The organism is Pseudomonas sp. ASL7 (assembly GCF_056680375.1).
The window spans coordinates 4,622,037-4,635,917 of the sequence record NZ_CM155279.1 but is presented as its reverse complement, the minus strand read 5'-3'; the positions used below and the strand labels follow the sequence as shown (position 1 = coordinate 4,635,917).

At 60.0% G+C, this 13,881-nt stretch carries 12 protein-coding genes and 1 pseudogene; 11 read left to right on the top strand and 2 right to left on the bottom strand.

Annotated features, from left to right (window positions below; all coding sequences use genetic code 11):
- Positions 1-10: 10 nt before the first annotated feature.
- The 9 genes from AC1MDT_RS21510 (at position 11) to AC1MDT_RS21470 (ending at position 11,033) form a co-directional block, all read left to right on the top strand.
- A complete protein-coding gene (locus tag AC1MDT_RS21510; RefSeq protein ID WP_480422841.1) occupies positions 11-1,528 on the top strand; it encodes a sigma-54 interaction domain-containing protein in 1,518 nt (505 codons plus the stop codon).
- A gap of 168 nt (positions 1,529-1,696) precedes the next feature.
- Entirely contained in the window at positions 1,697-1,837 is a 141-nt protein-coding gene (locus AC1MDT_RS21505; protein ID WP_480418848.1) for a type VI secretion protein, read from the top strand.
- Between the two features lie 17 nt (positions 1,838-1,854).
- Positions 1,855-3,051, top strand: coding sequence for a type VI secretion system-associated FHA domain protein TagH (tagH, locus tag AC1MDT_RS21500; RefSeq protein WP_480418847.1), 1,197 nt, complete (start codon positions 1,855-1,857; stop codon positions 3,049-3,051).
- A 5-nt stretch (positions 3,052-3,056) separates the two neighbouring features.
- Positions 3,057-3,560, top strand: a complete 504-nt coding sequence (gene tssJ, locus AC1MDT_RS21495; RefSeq protein ID WP_480418846.1) for a type VI secretion system lipoprotein TssJ — start codon at positions 3,057-3,059, stop codon at positions 3,558-3,560.
- A complete protein-coding gene (gene tssK, locus AC1MDT_RS21490) occupies positions 3,557-4,888 on the top strand; it encodes a type VI secretion system baseplate subunit TssK (RefSeq protein ID WP_480418845.1) in 1,332 nt (443 codons plus the stop codon). The genes tssJ and tssK overlap by 4 nt, the downstream gene beginning before the upstream one ends.
- A 5-nt stretch (positions 4,889-4,893) precedes the next feature.
- Positions 4,894-5,763 (top strand): type IVB secretion system protein IcmH/DotU, encoded by an 870-nt coding sequence (gene icmH, locus AC1MDT_RS21485; RefSeq protein ID WP_480418844.1) that lies wholly within the window; start codon positions 4,894-4,896, stop codon positions 5,761-5,763.
- A gap of 13 nt (positions 5,764-5,776) precedes the next feature.
- Positions 5,777-9,313 carry a type VI secretion system membrane subunit TssM gene (gene tssM, locus AC1MDT_RS21480; protein WP_480418843.1) on the top strand — a complete coding sequence of 1,179 codons (3,537 nt, stop codon included), beginning with the start codon at positions 5,777-5,779 and terminating at the stop codon, positions 9,311-9,313.
- Entirely contained in the window at positions 9,313-10,041 is a 729-nt protein-coding gene (locus tag AC1MDT_RS21475) for a PP2C family protein-serine/threonine phosphatase (RefSeq protein ID WP_480418842.1), read from the top strand. The genes tssM and AC1MDT_RS21475 overlap by 1 nt, the downstream gene beginning before the upstream one ends.
- On the top strand, positions 10,038-11,033 hold the full coding sequence (locus AC1MDT_RS21470; protein WP_480418841.1) for a serine/threonine-protein kinase: 996 nt from the start codon (positions 10,038-10,040) through the stop codon (positions 11,031-11,033). Before AC1MDT_RS21475 ends, AC1MDT_RS21470 begins: the two co-directional genes overlap by 4 nt.
- Before the next feature lie 236 nt (positions 11,034-11,269).
- Here AC1MDT_RS21470 and AC1MDT_RS21465 read toward each other — a convergent pair whose 3' ends face one another.
- The gene (locus AC1MDT_RS21465) at positions 11,270-12,130 is read right to left on the bottom strand and encodes a CAP domain-containing protein (protein ID WP_480422840.1); all 861 of its coding nucleotides are present in this window, start codon (positions 12,128-12,130) and stop codon (positions 11,270-11,272) included.
- Between the two features lie 479 nt (positions 12,131-12,609).
- Between AC1MDT_RS21465 and AC1MDT_RS21460 the strand changes: the two genes are divergently transcribed.
- Entirely contained in the window at positions 12,610-12,987 is a 378-nt protein-coding gene (locus AC1MDT_RS21460; protein ID WP_480418840.1) for a helicase, read from the top strand.
- A 141-nt stretch (positions 12,988-13,128) separates the two neighbouring features.
- Here the strand turns inward: AC1MDT_RS21460 and AC1MDT_RS21455 are convergent, their stop codons facing one another.
- Positions 13,129-13,386 carry a hypothetical protein gene (locus AC1MDT_RS21455; protein WP_480418839.1) on the bottom strand — a complete coding sequence of 86 codons (258 nt, stop codon included), beginning with the start codon at positions 13,384-13,386 and terminating at the stop codon, positions 13,129-13,131.
- 233 nt (positions 13,387-13,619) lie between these two features.
- Between AC1MDT_RS21455 and AC1MDT_RS21450 the strand changes: the two are divergent.
- Positions 13,620-13,811: pseudogene (locus AC1MDT_RS21450) on the top strand (helicase); the annotation flags it as partial.
- Positions 13,812-13,881: the final 70 nt, after the last annotated feature.

The window sequence follows — 13,881 nt, the reverse complement described above, 5'->3', positions numbered from 1 at the left end:
GGTAGGTGTGATGTTCACTCAGGTGCCGCAACCGCTGGTCTATGCCGAAGCCTTGCTGACGCAGTTCGGCAATCTGTCGCGGGCGGCGGATGGCGCGGCGCTGCTGGGAGATTTTGTGCGTGGCTTGGCCGAGCTCAGCGGCTGCGAGCTGACACAGTTGTACCTGCTGGATGCGACTCACACGTGCCTGGGGATGAACGCCGAGTGCCTGAACGGGATTGTGCAACCCCGGGACGCGGCGAACCTGCCGGCGGATTACAACGGTGAACAACTGCTGCAATTCGCCCTGTGCCAGAACCGCGTGGTGTCCCTCAGCGAGTTGAGCGGCAGCCTGCACGAAACCAGCTTCCTCCCGCCGCAGGCCACGCCTTGGCAGTCGCTGCTGTGCGTGCCGCTGGTCAATCGGCAGAAGGCTGTCGAAGGCTTGCTGGTATGCGCCAGTCGTCGCCACATCGAGCTGCAAGGCTTTGCCGATTCCCTCGGTCAACTCGGTTCGTTCGTGCTCGGCCAACTGCATTTGCTGCAACGTTTGCGTCAACCGACCGCTGATACACGACCGACGAAGGTCAGCGTCCCAAACGCCAGCGGCTATGGTCTGATCGGCAAGAGTTCGGCCATGCGCCAGACCTATTCGCTGATCAGCAAAGTCATGCACAGCCCCTACACCGTGCTGCTGTGCGGTGAGACTGGCACCGGCAAGGAAGTGGTCGCACGGGCAATTCACGACGGTGGCCCACGACGTTCCCAGGCGTTCATCGTGCAGAACTGCGCTGCGTTCCCGGAAAACCTGCTGGAAAGCGAGTTGTTCGGCTACCGCAAAGGCGCCTTCACCGGCGCCGACCGCGACCGCTCCGGGCTGTTCGATGCCGCCAATGGCGGCACCTTGTTGCTGGATGAAATTGGCGACATGCCGCTGTCCCTGCAAGCGAAGTTGCTGCGCGTATTGCAGGAAGGCGAGATCCGCCCGCTGGGGTCCAACGACACCCACACGATCGACGTGCGCATCATTGCCGCGACGCACCGTGATTTGTCGGTGTTGGTCAGTGAAGGCAAGTTCCGCGAGGACTTGTACTACCGTCTCGCGCAATTTCCGATCGAGTTACCGGCGTTGCGTCAGCGTGAAGGCGACATCCTCGACCTGGCTCGGCACTTCGCCGACAAGGCCTGTTCGTTCCTGCAGCGAGAGGCGGTGCGCTGGTCCGATGCGGCACTGGATCAACTGTCCGGGTATGCCTTCCCCGGCAATGTGCGCGAACTCAAAAGCCTGATCGAACGCGCCGTGTTGCTGTGCGAAGGCGGCGAGTTGCTGGTCGAGCATTTTTCGTTGCGCAGGGACCTCATGCCGAAAGACAACAGCCTGAACCTGCGCGAATACCTGAAACAGATCGAGCGCAATCTGTTGCTCGATTGCCTGCGCAAAAACCGCGGAAACCAGACTCGCGCCGCTCGCGAACTCGGGTTGCCGCGCCGCACGCTGCTGTATCGCCTCGGGCGCCTGAATATCAATTTCGGTGCATTCGATGGCTGATCTCAATGTCTATCGGCGAACCCCTGTGGCGAGGGAGCAAGTTCCCTCACCACAGGTGCTTGGCTTTCAGCCTATGGCCAGAGCCGAAAACCCTATCTCATTTGCTTTTGATAGTGCCGCCCGAACGGGTCGGTGCTTCGTGCTTTGTCTACCTCTGGAGACCCTCTGATGTCTGTTCGTCACTGGCACGCCGTCTTGCTGACACTCGTCGTTCTATGCGGTGTCGGCGGCTGTTGCGGCAATTACAAATTCAACGACAACACCTATCGCCCATTGGGTGATCCGCAGGCGGTCAATCGCGGCAAGTGACCGCAAGGAGCATCATCATGGAACTGGATTTCGAAATGCTGAACACCAAGCAGTTCGTGCCTACGGATTTGTGTCGGAAGACCTTCAAGCAGGCCGGCGGCGTGATCGGCCGGGGCGAGGATTGCGACTGGATCATCCCGGACCGCAAACGTCATCTGTCCAACCACCACGCGTTGATCACTTACCGCGAAGGCATGTATTTCCTGACCGATACCAGCAGCAATGGTATTCAGGACAGCAAAAGCGGCGTGCGCCTGCGCAAGGGCGAAGCCATGCGCATTGAGCACGGCAGCGTCTACGTGCTCGGTGACTTCGAGATCCGTGCGCGGCTGGTCCGCGATCCCGCGACGTTTGACACCGAAGTCGGGCGTCCGCAGACCGTGGGCAGCGTCATTCCTGACGATGCGTTCCTCGACCTCGACCCGCTGAGCATGCTCGACCGGCAAGAGCGTGCGTTCTCGGAAATCGACGAGCTGAGTGCCCTCAACACACCGCGTCAGGAGCCCCAACAGCGTGCCGATTACGCCCGCATCGACATGGAAAGCCTGACGGTTCCGGAGCTGATCGATGCCCCGATTGAGCCCGCGCCAGCCCCGGAACCGAAAGCGCCCGAGCGTCAAAACGAAGGTTTTTGGGAGCACTTCGGAGCGGCGCTTGGCGTGGACCTCAAAGACCTCGACCACGATGCCCGCGAAGCCCTGGCGCTGAGCGCAGCGCGCTTGCTCAAGCTAAGCGTCGGTGGTTTGCAGCAAAGCCTGCGTACCCGCAGCGAATTGAAAAACGAACTGCGTCTGGCCCAGACCACCGTGCAAGGCGCTCACAAAAATCCGCTGAAATTTGCGGTCGATGCCGGTGACGCGCTGGGCGTTTTGTTGCAGCCGAACACGCCGGGCCAATTGCCGGCCGAGCTGTCGATCTCCCGTGCCTTCCGCGATTTGCAGGCGCATCAGGTGGCCTTGCTGACTGCCAGCCGCGCCGCCGTTCGCGGCACGCTGGAGCATTTCTCGCCACAGCGATTGACCCTGCGTTTCGAACGCGACAACAAGCCGTTGCTGGCCACGTCGGGCAGCCGCTGGAGAGCATACGGTCGGTATCACCAGGCCCTGCGTCAGGACGATGACTGGAGCGAGCGCCTGTTGGCTCGCGACTTCGCCCAAGCTTACGAAGAGCAAATCCGCCTGATTTCCACCCTTCACACCGACCACCAAGGATGATGCGCATGTCTCGTTGTTCGATCGCTTTTTACAAGACGCTGACGGCGATCGCTGCGCTGCTACTGGCCGGCTGCTCGTCGCTGTCGCCGTATTCCCACGTCACCAAACTTAACCTGAAGATCACGGCCAGCGATCAACTGAACCCCGACCTCAACGGGCGTCCGTCGCCCATTGTCGTGCGCCTGTTCGAGCTCAAACATCCGGTGACGTTCGAAAACGCAGACTTCTTCAGCCTCTACGAGCGCGCCAAGGAGTCCTTGGCCCCGGACCTGGTAGCCAGTGAAGAAATCGAGCTGCGCCCGGGTGAAACCGTGGAGATGAAGCTCAGCGTGCAACAGGGTAGCCGCTACGTTGGCGTCCTTGCCGCTTACCGCGATCTGCCGGAAACCAAATGGCGCTACACGGTGAAAGTCACGCCGGTGGGTGTCACCGCCGCTGATATGACCCTCGATCAGACCGGCATTCGCAACAGCAACGATACGCTGGCCAAGACGGATGACAGATCATGAGTTTTCATAAAGTCATTTGGCAGGAAGGCATGTTGCTGCGTCCGCAGCACTTACAGCACAGCGATCGCTATTACGACTACCAGATGAAGACCCGCACGCAGTTACTGGGCAGCTACACCTGGGGCTTCCTGAACCTGGACATCGACTTGCAGTTCCTCAATATGGGCAAACTGGTCATCAGCCAGGCCTCGGGGATTTTGCCAGACGGTAGCCTGTTCGAACTCGGGGGCAACACCGAGCCTCTGGCGCTCGACGTGCCGCCGAACACCGGCAACACGCCGGTCTACCTGACGCTGCCACTGGTCACTGGTAACCACATCGAATCCCGTCGTCCGGAGCAGTCCGATGTGCTGGCCCGCTACACCTCGTATGAAACGGAAGTCGCCAACTCCAACGCCGGCGACGATTCCGCCAGCCAGGTCAGCTGCGCTCGTCCGGACTTCAAGTTGTTGCTCGGTGAGCAGCTGAGTGATCAGGCCTACGTGAAGCTGAAAATCTGCGACGTGCTCGACACCACGCCTGACGGCGTGGTCAGCCTCGATCCGGATTTCGTGCCGACCTATATTCAGGCGCATTCTTCCAGCTACCTGCTGTCTTGCCTGAAAGAAGTGATCAGCATGCTCGGCCATCGCGGCGACACCATCGCTGACCGCATCCGATCCAACGGCAAGGTCGGTGGCGCGGAAGTCGGCGATTTTATGATGCTGCAACTTATCAATCGCACCGAGCTGTTGTTGCGTCACTACCTCGGTCTGGAACAGGTTCATCCGGAAGAGTTGTACCGCACGCTGCTGACCATGCTCGGCGATCTGGCGACGTTCTCCAGTGACAGCAAACGCCCGCGTCTGGACAGCCGTTACCAGCACAGCGACCAGGGCGCGAGCTTCCGCAAACTGATGGAAGCGATTCGGCAGGTGTTGTCGATGGTGCTCGAACAGCACGCCATCGAGCTGGTGTTGCAAGCGCGTCAGTACGGGATCACTGTCTCGCCGTTGCACGACCACAAACTGCTGGGCTCGGCTTCGTTCGTGCTCGCGGCCAGCGCCAACTGCGACTCCGAAGAGCTGCGACACCGCTTGCCGGCGCACCTGAAGATCGGCCCGGTGGAGCACATCCGCCAACTGGTGAACCTGCATCTACCCGGCATCAAGGTCAAGCCGTTGCCGGTGGCCCCACGGCAGATCGCGTTCCACTCCAACAAAACCTATTTCATCCTCGAACCCAGTTCCGAAGACCTGGCACAACTTGAGCGCTCCGGTGGCTTCGCGTTCCACGTGTCCGGCGAATTTGCCGAGCTTGAACTGAAATTCTGGGCCATCAGGAACTGACTGACATGACCAAGGACATGGAACACTATCAGGACGATAAAACCGTCCTGCTCGACCGCCAGGGCCACGGCCCTGCTTCGAGCCCGTTGACAGACTTCGCTGCAACGCCACGTTTCGAGCAGTTGGCGGAACGGATGATCTACGCCGCGCATTCGAGCCCGGCGGAGTCTTTTAACTTCAGCCTCAACGTGCTGGTGGCCGCAGCCTCGGATCTGTTGTCGGAAGTGGTGCGGCTCAAGCGCAGCGACACCCGCGAAGACCTGTATGGGCTCAACGAGGGACTGACCGCCGCGGTGAAACTGTTTGAAGTGCGTGCGTTGCACAACGGTGCCGAAAGCAGCCAGATGATGACTGCCCGTTATGTACTTTGCACCGTGGTCGACGAAGCCATCGTCACCACATCGTGGGGCAACGAAAGCGAGTGGTCGCAGATGAGCCTGCTCAGCAGCTTCCACAACGAAACCTTCGGTGGCGAGAAGTTCTTCCAGCTACTGGAAAGCCTGTCGAAAAATCCGGTCAAGCACCTGCCGATGCTGGAGTTGATGTACCTGTGTCTGTCCCTCGGTTTCGAAGGCAAGTACCGCGTGCAGGCGCGCGGCATGCTCGAACTCGAAGGCCTCCGCGACGCCCTGTATCGCCAGATTCGTCAGCTGCGCGGCGACGTGTCCCGCGAACTGTCGCCGCATTGGGAAGGCCTGAACGATCAGCGCCGCAGCCTGGTGCGCATCGTGCCGGCGTGGATGGTGGTGTTGTTCACTGCGGTCTGCCTGGTGGTGATGTATTCGGGGTTCGCCTGGGTGTTGGGCGAGCAACGCGAAACCGTACTGCAACCTTATCAGCAGCTTGATCCGGCGGCGGTTCAGCCGCAGCCGTAAACAGGGACGAGTGATGAAAAAGTTTTTCAAGAAAGTCGGCGCATTTTTGCGCAAGACCTGGGTCTGGAGCTTGCTGCTGGTGCTGTTTGTCGCACTGCTCGTGTGGTTCGTCGGGCCGCTGCTGGCGGTCGATGACTACAAGTTTTGGGAAGCTTCGACTTCCCGCCTGCTGACCATCAGTGTGCTGTTCCTGATCTGGGGCCTGACCATGGTCTTCGTCAGCTGGCGCGCCGGAGTGCGCAAGAAAGCGATCGAAGGCACCGAAGACGGCAAGGATCGTATCCGCCGTGAAGACCATATTGACGAAGAGCAAAAAGAGCTTCGCGTGCGCTTCAAGGACGCGTTGAAAACCCTGAAGACCTCGAGCCTGTATCGCGGTCGCAGCGAACGCTGGCGCAGTGATTTGCCGTGGTACTTGCTGATCGGCCCGCAGGGCAGCGGCAAGACCAGCCTGCTGGACTTCTCGGGCCTTGAGTTTCCGATCAACAAGATCGAACGCAAGTTGACCCGCGACACCCTCGGCACCCGCCATTGCGACTGGTACTTCGCCGACCACGGTGTGCTGATCGACACCGCCGGACGTTACCTGACCCAGCCGGATGCTGAAGTCGATGGCAGCGCCTGGAGCACTTTGCTCGACCTGCTGCGCAAGCGTCGCCGCAACCGTCCGTTGAACGGCGTGCTGGTGACCATCCCCGTTGAAATGCTGCTGGGCGACTCCAAACAGGATCTGGACTCCCTGGGCCGTCAAGTGCGTGCGCGTCTGCAAGACGTGCATCAAAAACTGCACGTGGATGTGCCGGTTTATTTGGTGCTGAGCAAGGCTGACCAGTTGCTGGGTTTTGAAGAGTTCTTCGATCAACTGACCCGCGAAGAAAGCGATCAGGTGCTGGGCACCAGTTTCCGCAAAGAGCAGAGCGATGCCGACGTGAGCGTGCTGCGCGCCGAGTTCGAAGCGCTGCTGCGTCGCCTGAACAGCCAAGTGATCATGCGCATGCACCAGGAGCGCAACACCCCGCGCCGTGGCCGCATCCTCGACTTCCCCCACCAACTGGGGCAGATCGGCGCGCGCCTGTGCCTATTCGTCGACATGGCTTTCACCGGCAACCGTTATCAGCGTGCTAGCCAGTTGCGCGGTTTCTACCTGACCAGTGCTCCGCACCTGACCCAGGAAATGGACCAGGCCACCGCCGGCATCGGTGCCAATCTGGGCATCAACTCCGGCGTGCTGCCGACTCTGCGCAGTGGTCGTTCACGGTTCATTCACCACGTGCTCAGCCGGGTGATTTTTCCCGAAGCCGATCTGGCCGGTCTGGACAAGCGCGAACTCAGCCGCATCCATTGGGGCCAGCGTGGGTTGTACGTCGGTGCATTGGCCGCGTTGGGTTTATTCGGCCTGCTGTGGGCGGGCGGTTTCTCCGCCAACTCCGAACATCTGGAAAATCTGCGCAACCTGACCACCACCTGGACCCAACAGCGATCGGCCCTGGCCGCGCGTGATGATTCCATGGCGGTGCTCATGACCCTCGACACCCGCTACGCAGCGACTCAGGTCTTCGCGAAAAAAGGTGACGTGAGCTACCGCGAGCGTGGCGGTCTGTATCAGGGCGAAGAGGTCAATCCGGTGGTCAAGGATGCCTATGAGCGTGAGCTTGAAGCGCAACTGTTGCCGCGGGTCGCGATGCTGCTGGAAGGGCAGATCCGCGCCAACATGAAGGACCGCGAACGCCTGCTCAACAGCCTTCGTGCGTACCTGATGCTGAACATGAAAGATCGCCGCGATGCGGCATGGCTCACAGATTGGGTCGCCACGGACTGGTCCCTGCGTTACGCCGGCAACACCGCGGTACAGAACGGTTTGAATACCCACTTTGAGCGTTTGCTGAAACAGCCGTTTATCTACCCGCTGAACGATCAACTGGTAGCGCAAGCGCGTCAGGTGTTGCGCAGCGAATCGCTGGCCAACGTGGTTTACCGGATGCTGCGCGAGCAGGCCCGTCACCTGCCGGAATACCGTTTGAGCCAACATTTGGGTCCGCAGGGGACGTTGTTTGTCGGCGCCGATTCGATGATCCCGGGCTTCTACACGCAACAGGGTTATCAGCAGTATTTCTCGGTTCAGGGTACAGCGCTGATCACCGACATTTTGCGAGACAACTGGGTACTGGGCGAAGGTTCTGGCATGAGCGGCATGGACTTGCGTCGCCTGATGGTCGAACTGGAACAACTGTACTTCCGCGATTACGCCAACTTCTGGAGCGACGCAGTCGGCAAAGTGGCGCTGCCACCGATCAACGATGCCGGTGAAGGTGCCGAGCAACTGGCGGGCCTCACTTCCGCCAACTCGCCCGTGTTGCAACTGCTGCTGGAAGTGCGCGAGAACACGCGCTTCAGGGGGATAGCGGAGGGTGTCGATGACGCCGCAGACGCTGCCGCTAAACTGGGCGAGAAGGGTGGCAAGCTCGGTAAACTGGCCGCTGCCGCGGCGGACAAAGCATCGGATAGGGTGGCCAATAGGTCAAAACAGCTGCCCGACACCGCGAAGAAAGCTCTGCAACGCCGCTTCGAACCACTCCACCGTTTGTTGGATGACAACAACGGCCCCGCCGCGGACCTGACGCCCGCGCTGAATGCGCTCAACGACCTGCAACTGCAGCTGGCGAGCCTGGCACGTGCCAGCGCGCCAGAACAAGCGGCGTTCGAAATGGCCAAAACCCGCATGAGTGGCCAGCGTGATGCGCTGAGCAACCTGCGTAACGCATCCAACCGACTACCGCGTCCGGTCAGCGTATGGTTCAACGTGCTGGCGGAAGACTCCTGGCGTCTGGTGCTCAACGATACCCACCAATATCTGAACCAGCGCTATCAGGGCGAGCTGTACAGCTTTTATGGCAAAGCGATCAACAAGCGCTACCCGTTCAGCGCCCACAGCACCAGTGACGTGGCGATCAGCGACTTCCGTGAGTTTTTCAAGGCTCAGGGCATTGCCGATCGCTTCTTTGATACGTACATGTGTCCGTTCGTCAGTGGCGATCCAGGAAACTACCGTATGCGCAGCATTGACGGTCACCGCCTGCCGATCTCCAAGGTCTACCTAGACCAGATGGCCGCGGCACATGTGATCCGCCAGAGCTTCTTCTCGATTAACCCGGCCGAGCCGCAAGTGCAATTCAAACTGGAACCGTACAGCCTTGACCCCGCAGTTAGCCGTTCCGAGTTCAAGTTCGGCAACAAGACCATCGAATACCGCCACGGCCCGATCGTGCCGGTGTCGTTCAAATGGCCGGCCGACGCCGAAGACGGTCGTACTAGCCTGGTCCTCGACAAAATGGCCGGCCGTCCGATCGGCATCGAGAAGAACACCGGTCCTTGGTCGCTGTTCCGTCTGTTCGACCTGATGCAGATCGAGTACCTGAGCGGTCGCGATGTGATGGTGCTGAAGGCCGACGTAGGCGGCCTGCGCGCCAACTACTTGCTGAGTAGCCAGCGCACGCCGAACCCGTTCGACATGGGGGTGCTGCGCACCTTCCGTATGCCGGCGCAGCTCTGATGCGGGTTGCCAGTCCCTGGCGCAGCGCTGCGCGTACCGATGCCGGCAAGGTTCGGGCGCGTAACGAAGATGCTTTTCTCGACTGTCCACAGCAGGGGCTGTGGGTGGTCGCGGACGGTATGGGCGGTCATCAGGGTGGCGACATTGCCAGCCAGTTGATCGTCGCCAGCCTGGCGGAATTACCGGTGTCAGATGACTTTGACGATCGACTCAAAAGCGTGCGCCAGTGTCTGCACTGGCTCAACCGTCGTTTGGGTCAGGAGTTGACCATCACGGCCGGGCATCACGACAGCATCATGGGCAGCACCGTCGTGGCGCTGCTGGTGGAAGGCAATCGCGCGGCCTGCATCTGGGCCGGCGACAGCCGTTGTTACCTGTGGCGCGGCCAGCGTTTGTATCAGCTGTCCAAAGACCATTCGTTGCAACAGCAACTGATCGACGAGCACCACATGAGTGTCGACGACGCTCATGCACATCCAACCGCCCACGCCCTGACCCGAGCGGTTGGGGCGGCTGACCAGCTGACGCTGGAGGTAATTGAGCTTGAGGTTTACCCCGACGATGCGTTTCTGTTGTGCAGCGATGGTTTGTACAACGGGCTAGGCACCGATGCTTTGGGCAAAGCCCTGAGCCTGAGCGCGCCGCACATTGCCCTGGAGCGTCTGTTCGACAGCGCGCTGCGTGGCACGGCGCGGGATAACCTGACTGCCATAGTGATCCGCCAATGACCCAGCCCATGCCGCCGCTCGACGACCTGATGGTGAGTGAAGAGCAGGCCAACAACCTGACTTACTTCGCGTTCGCCAAGTCGCACAAAGCAGGGCCAGCGCTGGCGCCGACAAGGGCCAGCGTCAGTGAAATGCCCGACGTGCTGGCAGGTCGTTACCGCATCGAGCGCCTGCTCGGTGCCGGCGGCATGGGCGCGGTTTACCGGGCACGGGATCTGCTGAGCGAGCAGTTCGGCGATCCTGATCCTTACATTGCGCTGAAAATCGTCAGCGAAGAACTTTCCGAATCGCCGGACGCCAGTGCCTTGCTCTACAGCGAGTTCGCCCTGACCCGACGACTGCGCCACGACAACGTGCTGCGTTTGTACAGCTTTGAAATGGACATCGATGGCCAGCGCGCCTTCATCACCATGGAACTCATGCGTGGGCTGACCTTGGACAAACTGCTCTCCGAGCGGCCCTTGGGCCTGCCATGGAAAGAACTACGCGACATCGCGCTGCCGCTGCTCGACGCGCTAGCCTATGCCCACGCTCGCGGCGTGCTGCACGGCGACATGAAGCCGAGCAATGTAATGCTCGGCGAAGACGGCGTGCGCCTGTTCGATTTCGGTCTGGGTCAGGCGCAGGAGGGCATTCTGCCTGGCTTACCGTATCTGAGACGCGACCGCTTCAACGCTTGGACCCCCGGCTACGCTGCGCCCGAACTGCTCGAAGGCCAGCCGCTGTCGGCCAGTGCCGACGTCTACGGCTTGGCGTGCGTGCTCTACGAATTGGCGGCCGGCAAACATCCCTTCCGCCGCTTGCCTTCGACCGAGGCGCGCGATGGCCGCCTCGAGCTCCAGGCACCAAAGAACTTACCGACACACTGCTGGCCAGCCCTGCGAACGGCGCTGGCATTCGATACGGCCAAGCGCACCATCACTGCCGCACAACTGCGTGACACGATGGGCGCCACTTCGTCTTGGCTGCAACGTCTGCGACTTCGGACGTAACGGGCAACGAATACCTTGTAGCAGCTGGCGAAGCCTGCGTCTGACTGTAGGAGCGAGCTTGCTCGCGATGGACTTGAGAGCAACGCGTTGATTCGGGAAGAACGCGTTATCGTTAACGTCCATCGCGAGCAAGCTCGCTCCTACAGTCAGACGCAGGCTTCGCCAGCTGCTACAGGTCTTCGTGGGTAGGCTTTGGATCTTGACGCAGGACCGGCTAACGGGTGTCCCCCATTTCCTCATTTCGCGCCGAACAGCATCGTCCAATAGACGCCGTTGTCGCTACGCGAGTTCGCGGCATAGGCCGCACCAACCTGGGTAAACATCGGGTTCATCAGATTGGCGCAATGCCCGGGGCTGGCCAGCCAGCCTTCCATAGCCTTGCCCGGCGAACGCTGCCCGGCGGCGATGTTCTCTCCGATCTGCCGGCCACCGTAGCCAGCGGCCTTCGCTCGGTCCCACGGCATATCACCGTTGGGGTCCTGGTGCGCGAAGTAATTGTCGTTGGCCATCGCCCGGCTGTGCCCCTGCGCCGCTGTCCCCAGGGCGGCATTCCAGGTCAGCGGCGGTGCAGCGGCGAAGCGCTGACGACCACACAGGCGCGGTTTCGCCCGTGCCGCGTTGACTTGTGCCAGCAACGTCTTGCCCGCCGCTCGCGGGTCGTCCAGATGCCCATCGAGCAAGGGCCGCGCCAGCACCACCTGCCATTCACTCTCGTCGCGATACACGCCAATATCGGCGAACTGGGTATCGAGCAGGGCCCCACAGTAGCGGCTCTGGAGCATGTCAAAGGCCTCCTCGGCATCTTCAGCGCCGTCCAGACGGATAGTCCGCACAGACACCGCCTGATAGCCGGAATCCTTCAACGTCTCCGGCGTAACGCCTCCATAGCCGATTGGCAAGGCCAGGTTCGACTTCAGAGCCAGCGGCGTCAGGGCTTGGACCGTGCGCCCCGCGCAGCGCTGCGGTTGGGCGCGGTAGTCGTTGATGTCCTCCACCAGTTGCCTTTCCCCGCCGGCATGGGCGGGACTGGCGAACAGGGGGAGCAAAGGAATAAGGCAGAGCGAGAAAACGTAGGAGGAGCGAACGGTCTGGCGCATGAGGCGGGCAGCTCTGATGGGATGACGACGGTAATGGCGATAGTGGGCTGAGGAATGACCGCAGAGCGTTTCGCTGTATTGGCTCGCAAATGGATTCCAAGGCTGGGCTAAGACTGTGGGCCTCAACACAAGTTTCACGAGCAAAGGGGGGAATTTATTGTTGGAATCGTGCGTCCGCTCCTGGCCGATTTTTGCCTGTCGCCACCGTCAGCCATGGGTCGTTTTTTTGCCTGTCACGGCCACAAAGCGTGCTGGTCTTGTTCGATCCAAACAGTTAGGCGAGTCTGTGCAATTACACAGATTAGGATCAGTACAGCGTGGCTTCCGAGGAGGGCTTGGCCTGATATTTTAGTCAATGACTTGGTAGTCATCACCGTCAAAAAGAGTCATATCTTCTTCTAACGTAACCCGATAGTGGCGTTCTTGCTTGAAGCCGCTACACTGCGCCAGCCGTTCATTTTTCTCTTGAGGCTGTGCGCATGAAGTTTCGTTTTCTTTTGTGGATGCTGGGTTTGTTGATGGGCAAGGCCAGTCGGACCAACCCTGCGTTTCAGCAGCAGTTGGGCGATAAGGAATTGGTGTTTCAACTACAGACCCTGGACGGGAAAGTGGCGCGACATTTCTTGGTGAAGGATCAGCGCATCACCAGCAAGTCGGGCGTGTATGCCGAGCCGGCGTTTGCGATTGCCTTTAAAGATTCTGCCTATGGCTTTGCCACGATGCAGGCGAAGAACAAGCAGTTGGCGTTTATGACGGGGATTCAGGACAAGTCGATTCAGATCAAGGGCAACCCGGCGCTGGTGATCTGGTTCCAGGGGTTGACCAAGTATTTGAAGCCGCGCAAGCCCAAGCCCTGAAGTCTGCTGTTTACGACATTACTTTTCGTACACTGCCTGGTGCCACCTGGCTCGCCACCCGAGCGCTGCTTTCAGAGCAACAGAGTTAAAGACAAACCCCGCCAAAGCGGGGTTTGCGTATCTGAGTGACTTCAACAGCACTTATGCCGTGACGTTGATGGTCGTGCCGATGGTTTGTCCGCTGCCGTTCACCGTAGGTGAAGGCGCGGCTGAGGATGCGGTTGTGTTGCTGGCAGTGCTGCTTTGCGCCGCGTGGTGATGGTGCTTGTGGGCTGCCGTGGTATTGCTGGCGGTTGTTCTGGAAGTCGGCGATTGCTTGGCTGTCTGGCTCGACGTAGTCGCGGCCTGAGTGGGCGCGGTGGTGGTTGGAATCGAAGCTGAGATTGCACCAATAGACATTGTTACCTCCTGGACACTTAGAGAACCTGCACGAGTTGCAACGAGGAACGCAGGTAAGCATTTTTATTTTTGAATTATTCGACCATTCAGAAAGGCCTACTGCGGGGTAACCCCGAAGTCGAACAAAGGTTAACACCGCCGCTCTGCCTGATTTGTTGGCGTAATGTCGGATCCGTGTATTGTTTCGTATATATAGTTCAGTGTGTTTTTCAGCCCGAGCTTGCCGCCTTAAAGCCGAGCCGGCGTTTGCGATTGCCTTTAAAGGTGCCGCCTATGGCTTTGCCACGATGCAGGCGAAGAGCAAGCAGTTGGCGTTTATGACGGGGATTCAGGACAGGTCGATACAGATCAAGGGCAACCCGGCGCTAGTGATCTGGTTTCAGGGGTTGACCCAGTATTTGAAGCCGAAGAAGGCGAAGGCTTGAGGTCTGTCAGGTAGACCGGGTTGGGTTCTTCGCGAGCAGGCTCGCTCCCACAGGGTTTAGGTGATCTGTG